Source organism: Mycobacterium uberis, from assembly GCF_003408705.1.
Classification (GTDB): Bacteria; Actinomycetota; Actinomycetes; order Mycobacteriales; family Mycobacteriaceae; genus Mycobacterium; species Mycobacterium uberis.
In genome coordinates this window covers 65,138-89,103 of the sequence record NZ_QAYL01000014.1, presented here as the reverse complement: position 1 = coordinate 89,103, position 23,966 = coordinate 65,138, and the positions used below count along the sequence as shown (strand labels likewise).

At 60.6% G+C, this 23,966-nt stretch carries 18 protein-coding genes and 8 pseudogenes; 8 read left to right on the top strand and 18 right to left on the bottom strand.

Annotated features, from left to right (window positions below; translation table 11 throughout):
* Positions 1–107 precede the first annotated feature (107 nt).
* Both MUBE_RS09085 and MUBE_RS20270 read left to right on the top strand, forming a co-directional pair.
* Positions 108–324 (top strand): annotated as a pseudogene (locus tag MUBE_RS09085) (hypothetical protein); the annotation flags it as partial.
* Positions 325–374: 50 nt separating this feature from the next.
* Positions 375–1,253 (top strand): annotated as a pseudogene (locus MUBE_RS20270) (glycoside hydrolase family 65 protein); the annotation flags it as partial.
* Here the strand turns inward: MUBE_RS20270 and MUBE_RS17925 are convergent.
* Positions 1,144–1,386 (bottom strand): hypothetical protein, encoded by a 243-nt coding sequence (locus MUBE_RS17925; RefSeq protein ID WP_243632965.1) that lies wholly within the window; start codon positions 1,384–1,386, stop codon positions 1,144–1,146. The pseudogene MUBE_RS20270 and the gene MUBE_RS17925 sit on opposite strands and share 110 nt — an antisense overlap.
* Here MUBE_RS17925 and MUBE_RS17920 point away from each other — a divergent pair.
* Positions 1,346–2,107: pseudogene (locus tag MUBE_RS17920) on the top strand (hypothetical protein). The gene MUBE_RS17925 and the pseudogene MUBE_RS17920 sit on opposite strands and share 41 nt — an antisense overlap.
* Before the next feature lie 210 nt (positions 2,108–2,317).
* Positions 2,318–2,560, top strand: a complete 243-nt coding sequence (locus MUBE_RS17915; RefSeq protein WP_243632964.1) for a glycosyl hydrolase family 65 domain-containing protein — start codon at positions 2,318–2,320, stop codon at positions 2,558–2,560.
* 197 nt (positions 2,561–2,757) lie between these two features.
* Here MUBE_RS17915 and MUBE_RS20265 read toward each other — a convergent pair.
* Positions 2,758–3,136, bottom strand: a pseudogene (locus MUBE_RS20265) (TetR/AcrR family transcriptional regulator); the annotation flags it as partial.
* 81 nt (positions 3,137–3,217) lie between these two features.
* On the opposite strand from MUBE_RS20265, the pseudogene MUBE_RS09070 reads away from it, so the two are divergent.
* Positions 3,218–4,111, top strand: a pseudogene (locus MUBE_RS09070) (TauD/TfdA dioxygenase family protein).
* Between the two features lie 6 nt (positions 4,112–4,117).
* Here MUBE_RS09070 and MUBE_RS09065 read toward each other — a convergent pair.
* From MUBE_RS09065 to guaB, 3 genes are all read right to left on the bottom strand, one after another.
* Positions 4,118–5,854, bottom strand: a complete 1,737-nt coding sequence (locus tag MUBE_RS09065) for an FAD-dependent oxidoreductase (RefSeq protein WP_116540278.1) — start codon at positions 5,852–5,854, stop codon at positions 4,118–4,120.
* A 63-nt stretch (positions 5,855–5,917) separates the two neighbouring features.
* Positions 5,918–7,045 (bottom strand): GuaB3 family IMP dehydrogenase-related protein, encoded by a 1,128-nt coding sequence (locus MUBE_RS09060; RefSeq protein WP_116540273.1) that lies wholly within the window; start codon positions 7,043–7,045, stop codon positions 5,918–5,920.
* Between the two features lie 8 nt (positions 7,046–7,053).
* Positions 7,054–8,643 (bottom strand): IMP dehydrogenase, encoded by a 1,590-nt coding sequence (guaB, locus tag MUBE_RS09055; protein ID WP_116540272.1) that lies wholly within the window; start codon positions 8,641–8,643, stop codon positions 7,054–7,056.
* Positions 8,644–8,797: 154 nt separating this feature from the next.
* Here guaB and MUBE_RS09050 point away from each other — a divergent pair, with 154 nt between their 5' ends.
* Complete coding sequence (locus MUBE_RS09050) at positions 8,798–9,211, top strand: DUF5319 domain-containing protein (protein WP_116540271.1); 414 nt, start codon at positions 8,798–8,800, stop codon at positions 9,209–9,211.
* Positions 9,212–9,291: 80 nt separating this feature from the next.
* On the opposite strand, the pseudogene MUBE_RS09045 reads toward MUBE_RS09050, so the two are convergent.
* From MUBE_RS09045 to MUBE_RS09035, 3 genes and pseudogenes are all read right to left on the bottom strand, one after another.
* Positions 9,292–9,984: pseudogene (locus MUBE_RS09045) on the bottom strand (anti-sigma-D factor RsdA); the annotation flags it as partial.
* A complete protein-coding gene (locus MUBE_RS09040) occupies positions 9,977–10,552 on the bottom strand; it encodes a sigma-70 family RNA polymerase sigma factor (protein WP_116540269.1) in 576 nt (191 codons plus the stop codon). The pseudogene MUBE_RS09045 and the gene MUBE_RS09040, both read right to left, overlap by 8 nt.
* Before the next feature lie 80 nt (positions 10,553–10,632).
* A complete protein-coding gene (locus MUBE_RS09035) occupies positions 10,633–11,472 on the bottom strand; it encodes a hypothetical protein (RefSeq protein WP_165849790.1) in 840 nt (279 codons plus the stop codon).
* 374 nt (positions 11,473–11,846) lie between these two features.
* Between MUBE_RS09035 and MUBE_RS09030 the strand changes: the two genes are divergently transcribed.
* Both MUBE_RS09030 and MUBE_RS19455 read left to right on the top strand, forming a co-directional pair.
* Positions 11,847–12,155 (top strand): WhiB family transcriptional regulator, encoded by a 309-nt coding sequence (locus tag MUBE_RS09030; protein ID WP_116540267.1) that lies wholly within the window; start codon positions 11,847–11,849, stop codon positions 12,153–12,155.
* A 1,483-nt stretch (positions 12,156–13,638) separates the two neighbouring features.
* Positions 13,639–13,878, top strand: a pseudogene (locus MUBE_RS19455) (helix-turn-helix domain-containing protein).
* Positions 13,879–13,958: 80 nt separating this feature from the next.
* Here the strand turns inward: MUBE_RS19455 and groL are convergent.
* The 10 genes and pseudogenes from groL to MUBE_RS08980 all read right to left on the bottom strand — a co-directional run bounded on the left by groL (position 13,959) and on the right by MUBE_RS08980 (position 23,864).
* Positions 13,959–15,578 (bottom strand): chaperonin GroEL, encoded by a 1,620-nt coding sequence (groL, locus tag MUBE_RS09020; protein WP_116540266.1) that lies wholly within the window; start codon positions 15,576–15,578, stop codon positions 13,959–13,961.
* Positions 15,579–15,658: 80 nt separating this feature from the next.
* Positions 15,659–15,961 carry a co-chaperone GroES gene (gene groES, locus MUBE_RS09015; protein ID WP_116540265.1) on the bottom strand — a complete coding sequence of 101 codons (303 nt, stop codon included), beginning with the start codon at positions 15,959–15,961 and terminating at the stop codon, positions 15,659–15,661.
* Positions 15,962–16,241: 280 nt separating this feature from the next.
* Complete coding sequence (tsaD, locus tag MUBE_RS09010) at positions 16,242–17,297, bottom strand: tRNA (adenosine(37)-N6)-threonylcarbamoyltransferase complex transferase subunit TsaD (RefSeq protein WP_116540264.1); 1,056 nt, start codon at positions 17,295–17,297, stop codon at positions 16,242–16,244.
* Positions 17,294–17,785 (bottom strand): ribosomal protein S18-alanine N-acetyltransferase, encoded by a 492-nt coding sequence (gene rimI / locus MUBE_RS16355; protein WP_207801684.1) that lies wholly within the window; start codon positions 17,783–17,785, stop codon positions 17,294–17,296. Before rimI ends, tsaD begins: the two co-directional genes overlap by 4 nt.
* Before the next feature lie 49 nt (positions 17,786–17,834).
* Positions 17,835–18,464, bottom strand: a complete 630-nt coding sequence (gene tsaB, locus MUBE_RS16350; RefSeq protein ID WP_207801683.1) for a tRNA (adenosine(37)-N6)-threonylcarbamoyltransferase complex dimerization subunit type 1 TsaB — start codon at positions 18,462–18,464, stop codon at positions 17,835–17,837.
* Positions 18,461–18,928 (bottom strand): tRNA (adenosine(37)-N6)-threonylcarbamoyltransferase complex ATPase subunit type 1 TsaE, encoded by a 468-nt coding sequence (tsaE, locus tag MUBE_RS09000; RefSeq protein ID WP_116540263.1) that lies wholly within the window; start codon positions 18,926–18,928, stop codon positions 18,461–18,463. Before tsaE ends, tsaB begins: the two co-directional genes overlap by 4 nt.
* Positions 18,921–19,973 (bottom strand): alpha/beta fold hydrolase, encoded by a 1,053-nt coding sequence (locus MUBE_RS08995; protein WP_243632961.1) that lies wholly within the window; start codon positions 19,971–19,973, stop codon positions 18,921–18,923. The genes tsaE and MUBE_RS08995 overlap by 8 nt, the downstream gene beginning before the upstream one ends.
* Before the next feature lie 52 nt (positions 19,974–20,025).
* Entirely contained in the window at positions 20,026–21,192 is a 1,167-nt protein-coding gene (gene alr, locus MUBE_RS08990; protein WP_116540276.1) for an alanine racemase, read from the bottom strand.
* A 68-nt stretch (positions 21,193–21,260) separates the two neighbouring features.
* Positions 21,261–22,413: pseudogene (locus tag MUBE_RS08985) on the bottom strand (pyridoxal-dependent decarboxylase).
* Between the two features lie 29 nt (positions 22,414–22,442).
* Positions 22,443–23,864 carry an NAD(P)H-hydrate dehydratase gene (locus tag MUBE_RS08980; RefSeq protein ID WP_116540262.1) on the bottom strand — a complete coding sequence of 474 codons (1,422 nt, stop codon included), beginning with the start codon at positions 23,862–23,864 and terminating at the stop codon, positions 22,443–22,445.
* Between the last annotated feature and the right edge of the window lie 102 nt (positions 23,865–23,966).

Here is a 23,966-nt window from a genome sequence, read left to right as displayed (position 1 = left end):
TCGAGCCCCTCAACGTCATATATTCAACGCATTCCCGGCGCAGGACACTAGCTGACTGACAAAGCCGATACCACTTCACTAGACTAGCCCGGTCTGTCCAGCAGTGAGTGGACAGCGTCACCCTGCGTGAAGAGCACACCACCGACACACCGGCCTCCGACTCGTACCTGCGCGGAGCGAGATTGCTCAACGTCGCTCCCAACACAACCGCCGTTTTCGAGGACGCATTGTCCGGCGTGCAGGCCAACCAGTCCGGTAACTTCGACTTCTTGGGTGCATATCAATCGCACAGACCGGGTGGGCCAGGCCGAGGCACTGCACCGACATGATAGTCATCGACCCCGCCACAATGCTGCAGAGCATCATCCCCGACGATCACTAAAGAGGATCTCTTCCCGTCGAGCCCTGACAAATTCTCGACCCAGCTCGACCTGAACCTGCTAGCCCAATCGGAACCTTGTCCAATGGGCACATCAGGTTGCGCAGCAACCTCGACGAGGGCAAGCTATACGGCCTGACGGGCACCTATCTGAATTCCTCATATCAAATTGGATCGCTGCCCGTACGCCGAGGCCAGATGCGGGTATTCGTGAGGCCAGTCAGACCGTCGTCGACGTCTACTAACGACAAGATTTTGCGTCTGTTCAGTCGTTCGACGTCCGCTATGGCGAAGCAATATCCGACGAGCAGGTCTTCGATCTGCGCACCGGGACGCTGACTGCTGCACGAACTGGCACGCGCCGACGAGCAAACAAGTCAAGGTGGTGTCCACCCGCTTGATATAGCTGACACACCGCAGTGTCGCAACTATCGAATACATCGCCAAAGTGCTGGACGAATTCACGCGCGTGACCGTGCAATCCAAGTTCGTTACTAACAAGGACCAACTCGAGATCTCAGGCGACCCGCGGATATCGGACATTCTGGAGAACTTGCTAGAAGCCATCAAACACGAAACTATCGAGCACAATGTACTGTATTATGCCCCAGACCTAGGTCGGCTCCCTCACGATGGCCGCCGGAATGGATCACAAAATCGGAAGTGCCCGGACTAGTCGAGATCACCGCCGACGCGTGTTCAGACTTGGTTCGGACCACCGTGATCTGCAGGCTGCGCCCAGGGCAAACGCTGCGTATCGTTAACTAACTAGAGTACAGTTGGTCCAGTCTGCGCTCCCGTACGACACTGCGTAACCAGGCTGCCACGGCGCTACACACCACCCGTTGCAGCGGATGGTCAGGACTGCTAATTGGCAACGGACCTACTTCGACGGCTTTTAGGACCACGCTGGCGTCTAAATCGAAACACCATGATTCGCTCAGGTTATTTAATTGCTGCAGGCCAGTGCGCGTTGAACGGCGCGCGACCCCCAGCAAGGGACTCACCGCGGAACCGGCCACGCCTTTACGGAATACCGAGGGTTTCGTGTTGCCGATACTTACCTACATCGCGCCGCATGTGGTTGCCAACCCGCTGCTGTGGCGTGCGTCGACATTGCAACTCTCCAAGGAGCGAGCAGGCGAATTTGGGCTCGACGGTGCCAGCTTTTGTTGACGAACCATCCACGGGCAGGAGTGCTCGGCGTACTGGCCGACGGGGACAACAGCGTGGCACATTAACGCCGACATCGCGATGGCCTTCGAGCGGTACCGCATTGTTACCGGCGATCATCCGTTGGAGGAAGAGTGCGGTCTTGCGGTGCTCAGCGAGACGGCCTGGTTGTGGCTCTCACTTGAGTACCACAAACGGCATGGCGCCTGGTGCCTCGATGGAGTAACCGGTCCCGACAAGTACACAGCGGTGGTCCATGACAACGTGTTCACGAATCTAACCACTGCCGCCGATGCCTGCGCCATCCCAAAGCGGTAGAAGCAATGGATATAACGACCGAAGAATATGGCCGCCTGGTGCTACGCGGCCAACGCCGCCAACATTTCGCACAACAAGGAATCCAGTGTACATCAGCAGTGTGAAGGGTTCACCACCTTTGCGGAGTGGGATTTTGAATCTAACACCCCATACCCGTTGCTCTTTCACGAAACCTACGTGCTGCTATATCACACGCAAGTGATCAAGCAGACCGGCTTGGTGCTGGCGATGCAGTGACAGAGTTATGCATTCACACCTGAACAGAAGGCGCGCAACGTCGACTACTACGAACGATGCGTGGTGCGCGACTCGTTGATGTCGGCGTGCGTGCGCACAGGCGGCGATATGCACCGGGTCGGGCATCTAAAGTGAGCTCACAACTATGCTTATGAAACTACGCTGACCGACTTGCGCGATCGGCATCGCAATACACGTGACGAGTTGCACATGGCCTCACTCGCTGGTGCGTGGACGGCTCCGGTCGGGGGCTTCGGTAGCCTGCGCAACGACGAGGACATCCTGTCTATCGATCCCCAACTGCCCGATGGCATCTCGTGCCTACGATTCCGACTGCGGTGGCGCGATTTCAGGCTGACTGTGGACGCCAGGCATGCCAACATCACCTACATCTCACACGACGACCCCGGCGGTGAACTGACCACCCGGAATGCCGGAGAAATCTCACACTGAAACCGGATTCACCTTTGACCATCGCAGTGCGAGCCCAGAAGCTACTCCTGTTGCCTCGTGACAGCCGCCGGCCCGCAAGCTAGTATACTCACGGGCCAGAAGTCGCTGATAGTCGGTGTGACTCGACCATCCGAGCTACTTCGGTGTGCACAGCTATGCGTCGGTCAGGTCATCGATTCCTGTCAGCAATCAAATTACAGCACAATGGCATTAGCGACTGCCAGCCATGCGCTGCGATCGCTGCTGTGGCGTAGCCGCATGTCACAGAGAGGCTCCGCAACGTTGGAAAAAGGCTGCTGTAGCTGTCTCGCCGGATAGCCGTCGAGTAGTGTTCGGGCCAGAACCCATATATGCCGATTAAACGTGCGCTCGACGACGTCATCCGACACCACGAAGTGCAAGCAGACCGGTCAGCGTCATCCCCAGGTGACCGAACACAGCACCGACTAACTTCCCAGGTACAGAAACATTAGGCCATGGCTGAGCTTCGATCGGGTGACGATATCGCGGATCGATGTCGCGGCCGGACCGCACTCGGCAAACAAGCCGGTAGCGGCCTCCAAAGATTGCCGCCACGACCTCTTCACGTCCGGTTGGGTGCCTTGCACAAGTGGGTTGCCAAAGGTGTAGTCATATGACTGCATAGGCTAGCAAGAGATTACACACATGCTAAACGTCCCCAAGTTGAACATTCTGACCGGGGGCCAAATCGACTAGAGTGCACCTAGGCGATGACCTTGACACGGTTAACCAACGGAGAGATCCACCAGGTACTAATAGCCTACAGGGTGATCTTCTTCCGCAGACAACACCACCTTAACGACCAAAAGCATCTTGCGTTCGCGAAGTTGCTGGGCACTCTATAGTCAGCCACCTGGCCGCCGCTGTCCTCGCCGCTCACAATGCACCGACAATCACGCCGATCAACTCCGACTACGGCAAGGTGGCACGCTGGCACACCGATGTCACCTTCGCGGCGAACTACCCTGCGGCCTTGATCCTACACACGGTCACCCTGCCCAATTACGGGCGAGTCGAAGCTATGGACTTCCACCGCGGCCGCTTACCATGACCTGCCCGAACTGATCAAATTACTGGTCAACAACCTGTTGGCATTGCACACCAACCACTACGACTACATGGCTCCCAAATCGGTTGAATTGATGCCTGACGCGCAGCGGGAGTTCCGACAACCCAGATTTCCGGACCAAACACCCAGTGATATGGGTGCACCCGGAGACCGGTGAGCCCATGCTGCTGTTGGGAAATCTTTTGCGCGGCTTCGTCAGTCTGAGCAGCCGCGAACCACGCGTGCTGCTGAAGTTGATGCAGCAACAAAGCACCATGCTCAAGAACACCATCCACAAGAACTGGAAGCCGAGCGACATCGCCGTCTAAGACGGCCGGGCAACACAGCACCAAGCAATCGACGACTACGACAACCAGCCGCTCCTCATACATCGAGTTACCTGGATGGGAGATGTTCCGGTCAACATACACGGCGAACGCAGTCGGGTAGTTAGTGCCGCGCCACTGAGTCACGCCAGCTGAGCGACGTCAGTAAACGTCACTGACCGGATCAATTGGCAACCACCGCAGCGCTCCTGGCGCCTCGGCGGGCACCACCGGGTACTCCGGGGCGATCGGGGCCAGCCGACGATACACCTCACCCTGCCGCGGCCGCTGATCGCTGTGCCCCTTGTTGGGCCACAGCGAGGCGGCCCGCTCAGCTTGCGCGGCAATGGACAACGACGGGTTGACACCCAGATTCGCCGAAATCGCGGCGCCGTCCACCACGTACAGTGTCGGATAGCCGTAGACCCGGTGATAAGGGTCGACGACCCCGTGCTCGGGACTGTCACCAATCACCGCACCACCAAGAAAGTGCGCAGTCAGCGGGATGTTGAATAGATCGCCCCAAGTGCCACCAGCCACGCCGTCGATCTTGGCGGCGATACGACGGGTAACCTCGTTGCCGATCGGGATCCACGACGGGTTTGGCTCTCCATACCCCTGTCTGCTGGAGTACCAGCGGATGCCCAGTTTCCCGCGCTTAGTGAACGTAGTGATCGAATTACCCAAGTGCTGCATCACCAACGCGATCACCGTGCGCTCGCTCCACTGACGGGGATTGATCAGCCGAAGCGTGCGGTGCGGATCCTTGCTGGCCTGATGCAACAACTGCTTCCATCGCGGCACATCGGTTCCCCCGGGGCCGGACCCGTCGGTCATCAAGGTCTGCAACAACCCCATCACATTGGAGCCCTTGCCGTAACGGACAGGCTCGATGTGGGTGTCCGACGTCGGGTGAATCGACGATGTGATGGCCACCCCATGGGTCAGGTCCAAGTCGGGCGAGACCTCCAGGGTCGCGGCGCCGACAATCGACTCCGAGTTCGTCCGAGTCAACACACCCAAGCGCTGCGACAGACGAGGCAATTTACCTTGGTCACGCATTCTAAACAGCAAATGCTGCGTTCCCCACGTGCCGGCGGCCAACAGCAAGTGTGCAGCAGTATACGTGCGCCTATCCCTGCGCAGCCAACTGCCAGTGCGGACCGTACGAACCTCCCATAACCCGTCGGTCCGCTGCTCGAATCCTTTCACCGTCGTCATCGGAATCACTTGTGCACCTGCTGATTCCGCAAGACCTAGGTAGTTTTTCACCAGTGTGTTCTTGGCGCCGTGACGACAACCCGTCATACAGCAACCGCATTCCAGGCAACCGGTGCGCGCCGGCCCCACACCACCGAAATATGGGTCGGCCACGGTTTTACCCGGCGCCTGGGTACCATCAGGGCCGAAAAACACCCCCACCGGCGTCGGCACGAAAGTGTCACCGCACCCCAGCTCGTCAGCGACCTCTTTAACGATGCGGTCGGCATCGGTGAAGGTCGGGTTGTACACCACACCCAACATCCGTCGTGCCTGGTCGTAATGCGGCGCCAGCTCGCTGCGCCAATCGGTGATGTGCGCCCACTGCTGATCAGCAAAGAAGGGTTCCGGCGGCACGTACAAGGTGTTGGCATAGTTCAGCGAACCCCCGCCCACCCCGGCGCCAGCCAAAATCATCACGTTGCGCAGCAGATGGATACGTTGAATTCCATAGCAGCCTAGCTTCGGTGCCCAGAGGAATTTACGCAGCTCCCAAGACGTCTTGGCAAAATCGTCGTCGGCAAAGCGGCGGCCAGCCTCGAGTACCCCGACCAAGTAACCCTTTTCCATGAGCCGTAGCGCACTGACACTGCCGCCAAACCCTGAACCGATGATGAGGACATCGTAATCCGGCTTCATCGCCCCAGTATGGCCCGCCTCCGACACTAGCCTGCGGATAGCCATACATTCGACGGCTGAACCTCAGATGCCGACGGTCAGGCCCACTTTTTGGAATTCCTTGAGGTCACAATAGCCGGCTTTGGCCATGGATCGACGCAGGCCACCAACCAGATTCAGAGTGCCGAATGGATCGTCGGAAGGTCCATGCAGAACCTGCTGCAACGGCGGTCGCTCACCGACAGCGGTCTGTAACAACGCCCCGCGCGGCAACGACGGGTGTGCCGCGGCGGCCGGCCAGAACCACCCGTCGCCGAGTGCCTCGGCACTTTGGGCCAATGGGGTACCCAGCACCACCGCGTCGGCACCACAGGCAATAGCTTTAGCCAATTCGCCAGAAGTGTGTATATCACCGTCGGCCAGCACGTGCACATAGCGGCCGCCGGTTTCGTCGAGGTATTCGCGCCGCGCGGCGGCGGCGTCGGCGATCGCAGTAGCCATCGGGACGCTGATACCTAACACCTCGTCGGAAGTGGTGACCCCGCTGGTAGAGCCGTAGCCGACGATCACGCCGGCAGCGCCGGTACGCATCAGATGCAGCGCCGTGCGGTGGTCGAGCACACCGCCGGCAACCACCGGAACGTCCAGCTCAGCGATGAACGTCTTCAGGTTCAGCGGTTCACCGTCACTGGCCACGCGCTCGGCCGAAACGATAGAGCCCTGAACGACCAGCAGGTCAATTCCGGCTGCGAGTAACACCGGCGTCAACGCCTGGGTATTTTGCGGGCTGACCCGCACCGCAGTGGTCACTCCCGTCTCACGGATCCGGGCAACCGCCGAACCCAGCAGGTCCGGGTTCAACGGCGCAGCATGCAGCTCCTGCAACAACTGGACCGCCGCTGCGGGTTCGGGCGCTTTTGCCGCAACCTCAATCAACTGCGCGATCTTGGCCTCAACATCGGCATGGCGGCCGATCAGTCCCTCACCGTTGAGTACACCCAGCCCGCCGAGCCGGCCCAGCTCGATGGCGAACTCCGGCGACACTAACGCATCAGTCGGGTGTGCCACCACGGGGATCTCGAACCGGTAGGCATCGAGCTGCCACGCCGTCGACACGTCTTTCGACGAACGAGTACGACGCGACGGTACAATGCTTATCTCGCTGAGCTCATACGTCCGACGAGCCACGCGGCTCATCCCGATCTCAACCATTTAGGACGTTAACACGCGTAGTAGTTGGGGGCTTCGACGGTCATCGCGACGTCGTGTGGGTGGCTTTCTTTGAGCCCGGCCGCCGTGATCCGGACAAACTGCGCTTGCTGCAACACCTCGATGGTGGGTGAGCCGGTGTAACCCATCGCGGCACGCAGACCGCCTATCAGCTGATGGATCACTGATGACAGCGGACCACGGAACAGCACCCTACCCTCGATACCCTCAGGAACCAACTTGTCTTCAGACAGGGCGTCGTCAGCGAAATAACGGTCCTTGGAATACGACTTACCTCCGCCCCTACCTTGCATGGCGCCCAGCGACCCCATGCCGCGATAGCTCTTGAACTGCTTGCCATTGACGAAGATCAACTCGCCTGGCGCCTCAGCAGTGCCGGCCAACAACGAGCCCAGCATGGCCGTCGAGGCGCCGGCGGCCAGCGCCTTGGCGATATCGCCAGAATACTGCAATCCGCCGTCGGCGATGACCGGCACACCCGCTGGTCCGCACACCGCTACGGCTTCCAGGATCGCGGTGATCTGCGGCGCACCGACACCGGCCACCACGCGGGTCGTGCAAATTGACCCGGGCCCTACACCGACCTTCACCGCATCGGCGCCAACTTCCACCAGAGCTGCCGCTGCCGACCTGGTGGCGACATTGCCGCCAATCACCTGGACACGGTCGCCAATTTCGACCTTAAGTTTGCCGACCATGTCCAACACCTGCCGGTTGTGCGCATGCGCGGTGTCGACGATCAACACGTCGACACCGGCGTCGACCAGCATCATCGCACGAACCCAGGCATCTCCGCCGACACCGATGGCTGCACCCACCAGCAGCCGGCCATCACTGTCTTTGGTCGCTAGCGGGTGCTGTTCGGTTTTGACGAAATCTTTGACGGTGATCAGCCCGGTCAACCGCCCACGGCCGTCAACAACGGGCAGCTTTTCGATCTTGTTTCGCCGTAACAGACCCAATGCCGCAGCGGCGCTGACACCCTCAGCAGCTGTGATCAGCGGTGCTTTGGTCATCACCTCGGCAACCTGCTTGGACTGGTCAACTTCAAACCGCATGTCGCGGTTGGTGATGATGCCAACCAGCGCACCGGAATCGTCGACCACCGGCAACCCGGAGATCCGGAACCGGGCACACAGCGCGTCAACCTGGGCCAAGGTGTTATCCGGCCGGCAGGTGACCGGGTCAGTGACCATGCCGGCCTCGGACCGCTTCACCGTCTCGACCTGTCCGGCTTGTTCGTCAACAGACAGGTTGCGGTGCAGCACACCCATGCCACCGGCCCGTGCCATCGCGATGGACATCCGCGCCTCGGTAACAGTATCCATAGCCGAGCTGACCAACGGCACCTTGAGCCTGATCTTCTTGGTCAGCTGGCTGGAGGTATCCGCGGTGGCCGGCACTACGTCGGAAGCCGCAGGCAACAGCAGGACATCGTCGAATGTCAATCCCAGCATAGCCACTTTATATGGATTGTCACCACCGGTCACGGCTGCGTCGTCCATCAGGCCACCGACACGCAGATACGAACTAGCACCGAGGTCAGAACTTTCTTTTAGGTTAGACATGCCACGGGTCATCGGTGGGGCCCTCCAGACGCATGCGGAGTGAGAAGATCTATCCTACCGGCTTGCCAATCACCTGGGCTCGCTTGGCCGGGTGTTGCACCGGTGATGCAACAACACCGGTCTTGGCTGCTGGCGTTATTACTGCCTACCTGCGTAGGCTAGAAGAGTGCGTGACCACCTCCCGCCGGGTTTGCCACCCGACCCGTTTGCCGACGACCCCTGCGACCCTTCAACGGCCCTCGACGATGTAGAACCTGGTCGGCCGCTAAACCAGCAGGAACGGATTGCAGTCGAAGCCGACCTGGCCGACCTGGCCGTTTACAAGGCGCTATTGGCTCATAAGGGAATTCGTGGGTTGGCGGTGTGTTGCGACGAGTGTCAGCAAGACCATTATCACGACTGGGATATGTTGCGCGCCAACCTGCTGCAACTACTGATCGACGGCACCGTCCGTCCGCATGAACCGGCTTATGATCCCGAACCGGACTCCTATGTCACGTGGGATTATTGCCGGGGATACGCCGATGCCTCACTAAACGAAGCGACATCCGACGCGGATGGTTATCACCAGCGTCATTAAATGACTTAAGGACAGACGCTTTGACTAAGGCGTAGCAACTAGTCTGTCAGTGGAATCGACCACTAGCTTGCAGACTGACCAGGCGGCGTAGGGGCGATTGTACTGGTCGCCGACGGAGGTGTGGTAGTCAACATAGATGAGACGGCAGGCACGGTTAGCCACGTTTCAGGCTCCGGCAACATCGCGTTCGGGTCGTGCGTCTCAACCTTCGTGTTCAGCAGATTAACCTCATTCATAAGGTCATTTCTGCGGCTATCGTCGTCCATCGATTGCACGCTAATACTTACCTCAGCCAGCTCACTCTCCGCCTGTTCCCATTGACCTTCAACAATCATTTGTTGAACCTTGGCCAGTTCAGCTTTGGCAGACAGCACAATCTGATCGTTGTTGACCCGCGGTGTGTCGAAAAACATCGTATGCAGACCGTACAATGCCTCCCCCGGAAGGGCGTCGGCCACCACGGCACCCAACCCACTCAGAACTAAAAGCGTCACCGCCACTGATCCGATCGCTGCCAGACCGCGACGAGTGCGCCGGCGCCCCGCAATTCCGGTGCAGAGCGCATCGACGGCCTCCTCTGGGGAAACTAATGCGCTGGCTGGCGGCCACCTCAAGTCGTCACGCCAGTCCGCCAGTAACGCTGCCAACATGTCATCGCGGGGATCGTCGAAGTCGACCGAATGCCGTTCAGCGAGCGCGTCGAGAAACAGATCGACGCGGGTCACCTCATCCAAAGCCGGCTGGTCCGGAAGCGCATAGCCAAATTCAGGCATAGTCACCTGCCGCAACAATCTCGGATTTTAACCGCGACAACGCGCGATGCTGGGCCACCCGGACCGCTCCAGGACTGCTGCCGACCGCGGCGGCAGTCTCTTCAGCGGACAAGCCGACAACCACACGCAAGATAAGGATCTCGCGCTGCTTGGCAGGCAAAATCTCGAGCAGTTCGTTCATCCGGGTGATCGAATCGGCTTCGATGACCAGCTGCTCCGGGCTCGCATGGACCGACCGGCGGTCGGGAACTGCTTCGGCTGGGTAGACAAGATCGCGACTGGCAGCCCGACGGGCGTCGGCAACCTTGTGGGCGGCGATGCCATACAGAAAGGCCAAGAACGAGCGTCCCCGGTCCCGATAGCGGGGCAGCGCGGTTATAGCCGCCAAGCAAACCTCCTGTGCCACATCGTCAGCTGACAGGCCACCCCGCTCAACCGTACCGACTCGTGCGCGGCAATATCGCACGACGATCGGGCGAATGGTCTCCAGCACCTCCCGAAGTGCATTCCGATCACCAGCCACGGCCTCCGCCACTACAGCGTCAAGACATCCTCCTGCAATTGTCATTGACGACGGTCTCTCCAACGTTACGGTCCGGACACATACCGGGCTAAGACACAGCTAGACAATAACGGCCAGATGCCGTTTCATCCTGTACGCCAGGTTCCACCGGCGCGCCGCACCTGGCCTGCGCAGACATCGCGAAGCTCGGCCAACTCCGGTGGGCTCAACGTGACACTGCCGATATCGATTAACAAGCAAGCCAGTGCCCAGCGAAGTGGTATCAGCCCCAAGCGGTCAGTGACCGCCAGCGCTGCCTCGGCGACGGCGCAGGCACGCTCAGTCGTAGCGGCGCTGCACAGGGCGGCAGCCAGCACGACCTCACTTTTGACCTGGTGCCGCGCCGAAACGACTCCCCCAGCTTGCGCAGCCCGGGCCAATTCAACCGCTTGCTCAGCGTGGTGCACAGCAGTCGTCCCATCACCGGCGACCATCGCCAATTCGGCAGCCACCCAGCGCCGGCGCACCGCCAGCCGATCCGCCACCTGGTCCGGCAAGTGAGCCGACGCTAGCGCCGAATCCACCCACGTCAACAACGTCGTCGCGGCAGCCAAACGGCCGACACCGAGCGCGTCAGCCGCCAACCCGATCAGTGCATCGGCACGAGCCTCGGAATCGGTGCCGGCTAGCGCCAGAGCGCGACCGTCCCAGCCCCGCGCCAGCGTGTGCCACCCAAGCTGGCGCAAGAACGATCCGTGCGTACTGTGCGCAAGAGAGGCCAACCGCCCAACTTGGACGCTACGTCGTAACACTGTCAGGTCGCGGTAGGCGCTGCCGTAGCGACCTTGCCCGCCAGCTGCAACGGCTCGCAACCACAGTTGGTGGGGTGTGGTTGCCGTCGGCAACGGCCACCGACCCGGCTGGTTTCCAAAGGCAGCGACAGTAAGCGTTAGCTCAACGGCCGAAGTGTGACCAGTTTCAACCACAATGATAGCCGAGGTCATTAGTAAAATTTATGTGGTGTCTGCGTTACCGAAATATTACGCCGGACCACCCATAGCCTAATTACTGACACCTAAACAAAGGCCCATGACCGGGAAGATCTCAGCATCGACAGGCTCCTCCGTTAACGGGCTTTAAGTTCAGCGAAAACGTCGCAGATGAACGCGGCGTTAATTTCTTCGCAACGCTTACACATTTCGCCGCGGCGGACAACTATTGACTGCAATTAGTCAACCCACCTACCGTCTAACGTTGTCCGGTAGTCATCGGTGACGCCACTCCAAATCAATGTTCACAGGCGCGCACGTTCGCGAACCCACCCTCCCCTTGGGCGTGCCGTACAGAGAGGGAAGAAGTAATGCCACAGCCGGAGCAACTACCTGGGCCCGACGCCGACATCTGGAACTGGCAACTGCAAGGCCTGTGTCGCGGTGCTGATTCGTCGATGTTCTTCCATCCCGACGGGGAGCGTGGCCGCGCCCGTACGCAACGCGAGCAGCGCGCTAAGGAGATGTGCCGGCGCTGTCCGGTGATCGAGAAATGTCGTTCTCATGCGCTGGATGTCGGCGAACCCTACGGCGTTTGGGGCGGTTTGTCCGAATCTGAGCGCGACCTACTACTCAAGGACACTCTCGGGCGCACCCGCAGCATCCCTCGCAGCGCCTAACCTGGCTTGGACCGGTTCCGGCTACAGCTGCCTAAGTCGTCGTCCCGTCACCACATGCAGCGTGGATTCGTCGGTAGTGTCATACTGCCTAGACGCGATCACCACAGGTTTCTTAGCACCACTGGATAGAGTTAGGGGAGAGTTAACGCAATAAAGCACGCACCCTGGGCCATAGCAGGCGCGCAGTTTTGTCGCATCGAATCCGGTCGAGCATGTCTGATCGAGTCGCGCTAGTTTGGCCAAAACGACGTGGGTCAGTGAGGTGGGCACCGAACAAGTCGGGGATGGAGCCTAACCACCTTGGATGACAAGTTAGACATCGGCAAGCTGTTTAGCTGCCCAGTTGACCGCGGCCACAACATCGCCAAAACCAGCGATCGGGGATTGTGCGGCCGATTGAGGATTAGTGGAGTCTCATAACAGTTTTAGCCTCGACTAGCTCTGCACAACGCGAGTCTACGCGAACGTCGACAACTTATCGCTTATCAACGATGACCACCCCATAGCACAACGCAGCTGAAGTGGTCAAGTCGTCCTGGACGCTGACAGTGCCGGTCCAAACTGTATCCATTATACGCACAGGCGGGAACTCACTAGGCAGCACCGACACCAGTGCTAGGTTGGTCACACCGAAAACAATATGCCAATACACATCATAATAGCTGTACCAGCTATTACAGGTAAAGCCATGGGGTGTCTCATTTCAGCGGTTGGTTAAGTAACGCCATCTCATTGTGCTGAATGACAGCCCACACGCACTGTGGGTTGTTGTCCCAAACCGAGCTACGCTTCCAACACTTTGACCGTCACTCAGTGGCGCGCTTGAGAAGTTCATCCGCCGGCCCATTGAGCGTCGGCGTGTTAGGCCACACTTGCGCGCAACTATTGCACCGTCAGGGATAAGAAAATCGGTCGGGATCCCTAAGTGCTTCTCGGTGAACCTCAAATTGCCGGCGGCTGATCGTATCTGCCGCATGCCGCGACTGACGGCACACTCCGCATATCGGTTGAGAAGGTCGAGGTCCTGGACGGGCTCCGTACAGCTCGACTGGAACCGCACGCTTACCGAGCTGCTCTAGCTGTTCTAGAGCCAATGCTACGACGCGACCAGCCAGAAGAGATGCTCGCTATCCCCCTCGACGCTTTACCGGTCCCTTGGGACCAAGGCCGACATCCTCAAGCAGTATTGGCGTGATATCTGGCATGGGCCGATGACATGTTCGCCCCGCTAGAGCTATGGCCAAGCCGGTGTGGCGGACGTACATGCGTTTCTCGACCACATCTGAGCATAGTTCGCCAGCCCGCTGAGCACCACGGGATGTCTGGTATGCAGTACCCTGTCGGGTCTAACCAATGACGACCAGCGCATCAAAATCACTTATCGATCGCCACAATACAACAGCTGCGCCGAGGTTTGACCGGCGCATTGCGTCGCGCCACCAACGCCGAGGGAGCTACCACTGCCGGCGCGATCAAAGCGCAGATGGGCCGCAAGGTCGCCCACGTATCGCCTCCGTAAGCTTCGCGAGGCTGCAGGCTTCACACAGACGAACCTCGCCGGCGGCTTATTGGTGTTGGCCAGAACCGTATCTCTCAGATGGAACATGGCGAGCTGGGCACCAGTCGTGTCGACACTCTTCGCAAATACGTCGAGGCGACAGGAGGCAAGATGGCGGTCTTCGTGAAGTGGCCGGACGAATCACGGGTGCTCTTCAATCTCTAAGGCTCATCCCGATGTACTAGTACCGAAAAACGAAGCACCCCCAGCGTATTAGGCTGGGGGTGCTTCGTTTATGCGCTCACTTAGTGATGATGGTGACCGTGGCCGGGGTGATCGCCGGTCTCAGCAGCCGGCTTATCAACTACCGCCGTCTCGGTGGTGAGCACCATCCGCGCCACCGAGGCCGCGTTGAGTACCGCTGACCTAGTGACCTTGGCCGGGTCAACGACACCATCAGCGGCCAAGTCGCCATAACTCAGCGTGCTGGCATTCAGTCCATGTCCGGCCGGCAGTCCACTCACCTTGTCGATCACAACCGAGCCGTCCAACCCGGCGTTGGTGGCGATCCAGTACAGAGGCGCCTTGAGCGCTTCGGAGAATACATCGACACCTAGGACTTCGTCCCCGGTTAGCGACACACGCAATTGCTTGAGCGCTCCACCGGACTGGATGAGCGCCGATCCACCGCCTGCGATGATGCCCTCCTCGAGGGCTGCCTTCGCTGCCGCGACGGCGTCTTCGACGCTTTCCTTGCGCTCCTTCAGCGCCGTCTCGGTGGCGGCCCCCACCTTGATGACAGCCACGCCCCCGGCCAGTTTGGCCACACGTTCCTGCAGCTTTTCGCGATCCCATTCCGAGTCACTGGCCTCGATCTCGGCCCGCAGCTGCTTGACCCGCTTGGCTACCGTGTCGTTTAAGCCGCCGCCGTCGACGATGATCGTGTCATCTCTACTGACCACCACACGACGGGCCGAACCTAGCACGTCGGTACCCACCTCACGCAGCATCAAGCCGACGTCGGGGTTGATCACCTGACCACCTGTCACAATCGCCAGATCCTCAAGGAAAGCCTTGCGTCGGTCGCCAAAGAATGGCGACTTGACTGCAACCGCCTTGAGCGTCTTGCGAATTGAATTGACGACCAGCGTCGCCAATGCCTCACCCTCAATGTCTTCGGCGACGATCAGTAGTGGCTTGCCTAATTCGGCGACTTTCTCGAGCATCGGCAGTAGGTCAGGCAACGAACTGATCTTCTCTTGATGCAGCAGGATCAGCGGATCGTCAAGAACAGCCTGTTGCGAGTCGAAGTCGGTCACGAAATTCGCCGACAGGAAACCTTTATCGAAACCGACACCCTCGGTGAACTCCAGCTCGGTGTTCAGCGTCGACGATTCTTCGACACTGACGACGCCGTCGGTGCCGACCTTATGTATCCCCTCTCCGACCAACACGCCGATCTGCTCGTCGCGCGAGGAGACCGTCGCAATCTGCGCAATGGCGTCCTTGCCGGCCACCGGGGTGGCTACCGCCAGCAGTGCCTCGGACACTGCGTCGGCAGCCTTGCTAATGCCAGCACCCACGGCGATCGGGTTGGCGCCGGCAGCGACCATGCGCAGGCCTCCCTTGACCAGCGCTTGCGCCAACACGGTCGCGGTGGTGGTACCGTCGCCGGCGACGTCGTTGGTCTTGGTGGCCACCGACTTCACCAGCTGTGCACCCAGGTTCTCGAATGGGTCCTCAAGATCGATCTCACGCGCAATAGTGACGCCGTCGTTCGTGATGGTGGGCCCGCCGAATGCCTTGGCCAGCACCACATGTCGGCCGCGCGGCCCCAGTGTTACCCGCACCGTGTCAGCAAGCTTGTTCATGCCCACCTCCATGGCACGACGCGCGGTTTCGTTGTATTCAATCCATTTGCTCATTAGGCTCCTTTAAAACACGTGCCGCCCCGGAAATCACCCGCGGGTAGAGCACGGGGATCTCCGGGGCGGAACACGGTTCGTTACTTGGACACGACAGCTAGCACATCGCGTGCCGACAGGATCAGGTATTCCTCGCCATTGTGCTTGATCTCGGTGCCGCCGTACTTGCTGTAGATGACGATGTCACCCTCCGCCACTTCCACCGGGATCCGCTTCGCGCCTCCCTCGTCCCACCGGCCGGGGCCGACTGCGACAACGATGCCTTCCTGCGGCTTCTCCTTGGCGGTGTCAGGAATGACCAGACCGGACGCGGTCGTGGTCTCGGCCTCGCTGGTCTGCACGAGAATCCTGTCCTCGAGTGGCTTGATCTTCACCTTCGCCACGATTGGAGCCCTCCACTATTTCGATCGGGCCCGGGACCTGTGCCCCGGACTGTGTTGGTAGCGGATCCGGGACACTCGCCAGGACCCGCGTTTGACAGTCGGTCCAGGACTTGCCCCGAACCGACCGAATTACCAGGTGATTCAGCAATCACCCGCACCCTCGCGTCGTCGTCGCGGGTGTCGACACAGGGGTTTGGCCGATTGCCACCTAGCACTCTATACATGCGAGTGCTAGCACTCAAGGCCGGCCTACTGCTTCCTGGCTGTCAACGCGTCTAGCTCAACTAACCTGTCCTTTCACCACCGGAAGACCCGGGTTGCTGGGCACGTCCAGCGGTGACGGTGGCACGTCAGCAGCCAACAGATGCGCGGCGAATGCAGCGACCATCGCCCCGTTGTCAGTGCAGAGCCGAGACCTTGGGATCCTCAGCGTCAATCCCGCCGCCGCGCACCGTTGCGTTGCTAGCTCGCGTAGCCGCGAATTGGCGGCCACTCCCCCGGCGATCAGCAGAGTCGAAACGCCGAGCCTTCTCGCTGCACGCACTGCCTTCATGGTCAACACATCGGCGACGGCCTCCTGAAACCCGGCGGCGACATCGGCGGTGGCCGCGTCGGGATGACTCTCCACATATCGCGCGACGGCAGTTTTGAGCCCCGAGAAACTGAACGTGTTCGGGTCGTCCATCGGTCCGGTCATTCCGCGCGGGAACACAATGGCATCCCGATCGCCGGTAACAGCCAGTTCGTCGAGTACCTTGCCGCCTGGATAGCCCAAGCCTAGTAGGCGCGCCACCTTGTCGTACGCCTCACCGGCGGCATCGTCAACGGTGCTGCCCAGCTCGACGATGGGCGTCCCGAGCGAACGCACATGCAACAGATGAGTATGACCTCCAGACACCAGTAGCGCCACACACTCGGGTAACGGTCCATGTTCGTAAACGTCGGCGGACAAGTGCCCACCCAGGTGATTCACAGCATAGAACGGCACTCCCCAGGCAGCCGAATACGCTTTAGCCGCAGCCACCCCCACCAGCAAAGCACCAGCTAGCCCCGGCCCTATCGTGGCGGCGACAACGTCTGGCTTCGCCGCACCGGTCAGGCCTGCAGCTGCGAACGCGCGGCGCATGGTAGGAACTAACGCCTCTAGATGCGCCCGTGAAGCAATCTCGGGCACCACACCGCCGAACCGAACGTGCTCGTCGACGCTGGACGCCACTTTATCAGACAACAACGTCACAGTACCGTCGGTATCGAGGCGGGCAATGCCGACCCCGGTTTCATCGCAAGAGGTTTCGATGGCCAAGATAATTGTACCGGGCACAGCAGAGATCGTCATTGTGCTCCCTTGTAAGCGGGAGGTGCCCCCACCCGCCGCATGAGGTAAGCGTCGGCGCCGCTGGCTCGGTAGTAGCGGGAGCGCAGACCGATCTGTTCGAATCCGACACTGCGGTACAACGCTATGGCGGCCTGGTTATCGATGCGGACCTCCAAGTAAATCGCACCGCCACCGGCAAATTCCAGTAGTTCGGCCAACAGTCGACGGCCAATACCGCATCCCTGGTATGCTGGGTCCACAGCGATGGTGTGCATTTCGTACTCAAACGGAGAGGTGCAGCCCAAGCGGGCAATGCCGGCATAACCGACGAGCATGTTGACGGTGCGTGCGCCCACGTAACGGTTATACGAGCCGGCCAGTTCGCGGTCGAACGCTACCGCTGACCATGGATCGTCACCGTCGAAGAGCTGGCTTTCCAGCTCGGCACACCGGTCAACGTCAGCGGGCGTCAACGCACCAATGATGATGAGCTCATTGTCGACAGTCATTAACGCCGCTCCTTCCCGTCGCTACGCTCTTCATCGTCATCTGCGCAGATCATCGGTGAGCCGCCAAAAGCTTGGCATCCGCCCGACGCAAATACAACGCCACCAGTGGGACCGGAGACACTGACCAGTCGGACACCACGGCCACTAAACCAGCTGGCGTCGGATAGACTGGTTCACACCGTGGTAGATCGAACAGCGCCGCATGCTCAGGCGAGCCGGCTACCGCCCGCGCCGAGCCGGGATCGACATCAGCGGAAGCGTTGACGGCCGGGCCCGCGGTGCGAACTCCGTCTCGATATCGAGCCCAATAAACCTCGCGGCGACGTGCATCAGTGACCACCAGCGTGTCGCCGGTGGTTCGCACACCAATGGCGTCCAAACTGCACACGCCATGCACCGGTATGCCCAGCGCATGCCCGTAAGCGGCGGCAGTCGCTATGCCCACCCGGAGACCGGTGAACGGGCCAGGGCCACAGCCCACTACGACCGCGTCGAGATCGGCCATCGTCAGCGCGGTATCACCCAGTGCGGCCAGCACGTTCGGAGTGAGCCGTTCGGCGTGTGCACGGGCGCCGACGGTGATCCGCTCGGTCAGCACCACGCAGTCGGGGCCCTGGCCCCACACCAGGCCGGCGGTGACAGCCGGGGTGGCGGTGTCGATGGCAAGGATCAGGCTCACGAACAAACCCACTGCCAAGTCGCGATCCGCACGTCGGAGTGGCTGACCCGTTCCAGACGGATATCGAGGTGTCGCGTGGCGAGACGTTCGGCGAGGCCCTCACCCCACTCCACCACCACCACCGCTTCGGCGAGATCAGTGTCGAGATCTAGTGAATCAAACTCACCCAACAGGTCAGCATCGCGGTGGTCCAACAGCCGGTAGACATCGACGTGAATCATCGCCGGGGTGCCGGGCCGTCGCGGCGGGTGCACCCGCGCCAGCACGTAGGTTGGCGAGATGACCAGGCCGTCGACATCCATTGCTGCAGCAATACCCTTGGTCAGCACAGTCTTTCCAGCACCCAGCGGACCGGAGAGCACCACCACATCACCCGCGCGCAACTGTGCCCCCAACCGAGACCCCAGCGCAACGGTGTCCTCGACGCGAGGAAGCGTCGCCGTCCCCTGCCTCTGCTCAGCCATGGCGCTGGAACCGTTCCCGGAATCGCCGGTACCGCAGCGCCGTCTTGCCTGGAACAGCTCGGTTGACCAGTCGGACTAGCCCGTCGTTGATGGCTTCAGGCTTGTCCAGCAGCGCTAAATGACTGGCCCCAGTGACAATGATCAGTTCCGATAGCGGCAACAAGGCCGCCATCTTCCTGGAACACTCGTCCGGGGTAAGCAGGTCGTGGTCACCGCAGACAATCAAGGTCGGGATCTTAAGCAACGCCCACAGACCAGCAGTTTCATCGTACAGTTCCAGAGCACGCAGGAAGCCCACCACAGTAGTGATTGGTGTGTCGGTTATCATCCGTTGAGAGAACGCTTGTAGGTTCTGACTGACCCGCAGATCACTATAGGACGCGGCCCGCAGAATCGGGCCAAGCAGTGATTGTGACGCGGCGCGGCCACGGTGCATCAGCTTAGGCACCAGCCGGGCAGTGAGCCGAACAACTTCCAGCGCAGGGTTTTTCCGGATCTCACCCAGTGGTGATCGCGTTACTCCCTCTGCGGCAGCCGAAATCAAGGCGACGCCGACGATCCGGCTTCCGTACTGCTCGGGAAACTGCCGAGCATGTGACAACACCGTCATGCCGCCCATCGAATGGCCGACCAACACGATCACCCCATGCGGCGCGACAGTCTGCAGCACTGTTTGAAGGTCCTTGCCCAGTTGGGTCAGCGTGTAAGTCTCCGAGGTGGCTTCATCGGACTGGCCGTGCCCGCGGTGGTCATAGAAGACCATGCGCACGCATGGTCCCCATCGCTCGCTGAGTCGCTTCCGCTGAAAGTGAAAGGCTCCCATACGCAAACAGAAGCCATGGACGAAGACCATTGTCACCGGTGCGTCCATCGTTCCTGCCTCGCGCACAGCCAACGCCACTCCGTCGGGAGTGGTCACCATATAACGACGATCGTCATCAATCCTATCGAAATCCTCTCCGAAATAAGGATCTTCGCGGGAACTGACGCGTTCAGATATCGATCGTCGCGTCGAGGCTCCGACAATAGTGGCGACCGCAGTCAACCCGGCGCCTCCCGCAAGCCAAGCCCGGCCGTTCCGACGCCTGCTGGTTTTGTCACCTGTCACCGGTTTGGGCCTCACGGTATGTTCTAGTGATCCGCCCGCGTGGATTGGTGACCACTTCATAGTGGATGGTTCCGAGCAGATCAGCCCAATCTTGCGCGGTAGGTTCGCCGTTGGCTCCGGGCCCGAACAAGATGGCCTCATCGCCTTCGACCACATCGATTGGTCCCGGGCCCAGGTCGACGACGAACTGGTCCATACAAATCCGTCCAACGCCAGGCCGGCGCTTGCCGTTAATCAGCACATCCAGTCGGCCGCCCAGTGACCGGAACACACCATCGGCATATCCGATCGGCAGCAGTGCCAAATTGGTATCACGCTGCGCAGTCCAGGCGTGTCCGTATGACACGCCCTCGCCAGAGCGAACCGACTTTACCAGCGAGACAGCGCATTTCACCGTCATCGCGGGTATTAGCCCCATATCACCGCGAGCAGGCACAGGACTAAGGCCGTACACCGCGATGCCAGGCCGGACCAGATCGTAGGCTAGGTCGGGACGAGACATCGTGGCCGATGAATTCGACAGATGTGCCACCTCGAACTGCACACCCTGTTCGCATGCCTGGGCGAGCAGGTTAGCGAAACGCCTGTCCTGAACGTCATTGCTGGGATTGTCGGGCTGGTCGGCGTACACCAGGTGCGACATCAACCCGCGCAGCCGGACAGCTCCCTCGGCGACAGCCCGCTGCAACGCGTTCAGCACCGCCGGGTATTGGTCGGAGGCGACGCCGTTGCGGTTCAGCCCGGTGTCGGCCTTGACGGTTACCGTCGCCGTACGGCCTGTCCGACGTACCGCATCCAGCAACTCGTCGAGCTGGCGCACCGAGGACACCGCGATCTGCACGTCGGCCAGCAGCGCGGGTCCGAAATCGATGCCGGGTGGATGCAGCCAGGCCAACACCGGTGCGCGGATGCCGCCCGCGCGCAATGCGAGCGCTTCGTCGACAGTGGCCACCCCCAGCTCGGCCGCACCAGCCGCCAATGAGGCGAGGGCCACCTGAGTGGCCCCATGGCCATAGGCGTCACCCTTGAGGACAACCATCAATTGCGCGCTGCCAGCATGCTCGCGCAGCACTCGCACGTTGTGGTCGATAGCTCCCAGGTCCACCACGGCCTCGGCCAGGACACCCGGCCTCAGAGATATCGGTGTAACAGCCACAGCGACCATTGTCCCAGACCTGTTCGGGCCCAGGATTTCGGCAGTGTGAGCGCTCAGTGCGCGAAGTGTTAAGCACGGCCGTATCCACCGGGCTTGAGCTTGCCCAGATAAGGGCCAACGCGGTGCGGGCATCATCGTGCCATGCCATACCAGGTCGGTCGAGAGCCCTTTCCGGACTACGACGCGCAGCACGAATACGTCGGTGGCGTTGTCGAGTATGATGTAGGCAAGTGCCTAACAACCGAAAATGCAGAGCTCATTAGGAGAGAACGAACTCGACGTGCCTTCGATCTGGGACAAACCGGAAGCTAACCATCAGGATGACCTAAACCATATGAGGTTAGCCTAAAACGGTCGCTGTCGCGTAACTGCTACCCCAACCCACCGTGCCGCCAACGACAAAGCCTACATGACTTTGCGGCCCAGCTGCAGGAAGTTGTAGTACTAACCAACCACCTGGTTTCTCGGGCGGGAAAAGTTCAAGGTAAACGTCGACATATCGCCGCCCAGATAGGTGATTCGCAAGACCAGGTCATCGGGCAAGCACTCGTCGCTGCGCCAGACCACAAATCCCACACCGGGGTAGGCGAGCCCATACTTGTGGCCGCTGACGTTGATCGACATCAATCCGGAAAGCCGGAAATCTCACTTCAGCGCTGGATGCAAGAACGGCACTACGACGCCCCCGCTGGCGGCATCGACGTGTGTACTGGAGCATCCACATCCCCATCAGCTGTCAGCTTATCGAACGCCGCACCGATCTTCGCGACAGATTGGAGTTCGTCAGTGCACGTAGGTGCTGAGGATAACTGCGGCGCCGATGATGTCCTCGTCGACGGCCTCAAAATGAGGCCCCGCAACGCTGGACGGATCATCGTCGCTGACCCCCTCGACGTAAAAATGAGGTCAGCCACCATGCATACACAGCGCTGTTCGATGGTCGCGATCACCGGATATTTATCCTTCTCGATCATGTTTTGTCGAACGTCTCGACCATCAATTTCCCGGCCTTGGGATTCCATCCAGGTAGTGACGAAAGTGGCCCGGTTGAACCGTACGCTGCAGTCGAGCATCAGCTCGTCATGGATGAAGCGGTACGCCGCCTCAGGATCTATAGATTCTTTGGGCAGCCGCAGGGCGGGCACCGGCGTCGTGAACATACGGCCGGTGTAGGCCAAGAACGATCGAGTACACGGGGACAGGCGGGTGACTGCAGGACATTACGGCTCCTTTTCGTTTGACCGTTGCTGCTATAAGGCCGCCAGGGCAGCTCGTATGTGCGGCACCATGCGGGACGCCGACGTGGGCGCACCACCAGGCCCTGGGTCAGCGGCCGACAGCGCTGCCGCGCGTGCGTGCACGAAAGCTGCGGCGGCAGCCGCCTCGGCCGCCGGTAGCCCCGCAGCCAGTAGCGCACCAATCATGCCGGACAACACGTCGCCAGATCCGGCGGTAGCCGCCCAGGACTGTCCGGCCGGACTTAGATACACTGAGCCGCCGGGTTCGGCGATGACAGTGACATTGCCCTTCAGGAGCACGGTGGCACCGAAGGAGTCGGCTAGTTTGCGGCACGCGTCGATCCGATCGTCACCCGGCGGAGTCCCGGCCAGCCGGGCGAATTCACCGGCGTGCGGAGTCAGCACCGTCGGTGCGTTGCGGTTGACCACCAGGTCAGGGTTGGCAGCCAGCATGGTCAGCCCATCAGCATCGACGAGCACGGGCAAGTCGGTGTCCAGCGCGAACCACAGCGCCGCTGCCGCGGTAGCATCGGTACCCAGCCCAGGTCCGACTACCCAGGACTGCACCCGCCCAGCCGCCGCCGGAGTGGGCGACGCAATAACCTCGGGCCAGTGCGCGAGCACCTGGGTGTCCGCGCTGCCAACGTAGCGGACCATGCCGGAGGTAGCCGCGACAGCCGCACCGGTGCACAGCACCGCCGCACCCGGATAGGTCGACGAGCCGGCCAGCACGCCGACCACGCCTTGGGTGTATTTGTCGTCGTGAGCGCCAGGTACCGGCCAGCGCGCAGCCACGTCAGTGGCCTGCAAACCCAAGATGTCGGAGTCTGGCAGGTTGAGCCCGATATCAATCAGCGTGACGTCGCCGCAGTCGGCTAGCGCGTGCACAGGCTTGAGCCCGCCAAAAGTGACGGTCAGCGCGGCGTGCACAGCAGGGCCGCTGACCGTCCCGGCCGCCACGTCAATCCCACTGGGAATGTCGACGGCGGCTACCGGAATCCCCGCAGCTGTGACAGTCGCAAACACCTCGGCAGCCGCCGGTCGCAACGGGCCTGATCCAGATATGCCCACCACCCCATCGATAACGAGATCGGTTGCTGTCGAAACATTTTCGACGATACGACCACCGGCTTTCCGAAACGCCGCCAGGGCCTTGCGGTGGGTACGGACCGGGTTCAGTAGCACCGCGTCGGCCGCCGCACCGCGTCGGCGCAGGAAGGTCGCCGCCCACAGGGCATCACCACCGTTGTCGCCCGAGCCGACGACTGCGCACACCCGGCGGCCGGTAACCCCGCCGGTGCGGACGACCAATTCGCGGACGATCACACTGGCGAACCCGTAGGCCGCGCGCTTCATCAACACACCGTCGGGCAAGCTGGCCAGCAGCGGTGCCTCAGCGTCACGGATCGCTGCTACAGAATAATAATGCCGCATAAGCACTAGAATTCCATGTTAGCGCCCAGCGGCGCGTTTAATTACAGGACATAACACTTGCACCGGAACTTAAGTTAAAATACTAACCATCACACCGGACCA

Bases quoted from the DNA above. Each gene is read 5' to 3' on its own strand.
- guaB (WP_116540272.1), bottom strand. From the start codon at position 8,643: ATGACCCGTGGCATGTCTAACCTAAAAGAAAGTTCTGACCTCGGTGCT.
- MUBE_RS09030 (WP_116540267.1), top strand. From the start codon at position 11,847: ATGCCACAGCCGGAGCAACTACCTGGGCCCGACGCCGACATCTGGAAC.
- rimI (WP_207801684.1), bottom strand. From the start codon at position 17,785: ATGACTGTCGACAATGAGCTCATCATCATTGGTGCGTTGACGCCCGCT.
- MUBE_RS09065 (WP_116540278.1), bottom strand. From the start codon at position 5,854: ATGAAGCCGGATTACGATGTCCTCATCATCGGTTCAGGGTTTGGCGGC.
- MUBE_RS09040 (WP_116540269.1), bottom strand. From the start codon at position 10,552: ATGACAATTGCAGGAGGATGTCTTGACGCTGTAGTGGCGGAGGCCGTG.
- tsaE (WP_116540263.1), bottom strand. From the start codon at position 18,928: ATGGCTGAGCAGAGGCAGGGGACGGCGACGCTTCCTCGCGTCGAGGAC.
- MUBE_RS09060 (WP_116540273.1), bottom strand. From the start codon at position 7,045: ATGGTTGAGATCGGGATGAGCCGCGTGGCTCGTCGGACGTATGAGCTC.
- MUBE_RS17915 (WP_243632964.1), top strand. From the start codon at position 2,318: ATGGCCTCACTCGCTGGTGCGTGGACGGCTCCGGTCGGGGGCTTCGGT.
- groL (WP_116540266.1), bottom strand. From the start codon at position 15,578: ATGAGCAAATGGATTGAATACAACGAAACCGCGCGTCGTGCCATGGAG.
- tsaD (WP_116540264.1), bottom strand. From the start codon at position 17,297: ATGACGATCTCTGCTGTGCCCGGTACAATTATCTTGGCCATCGAAACC.
- MUBE_RS08980 (WP_116540262.1), bottom strand. From the start codon at position 23,864: ATGCGGCATTATTATTCTGTAGCAGCGATCCGTGACGCTGAGGCACCG.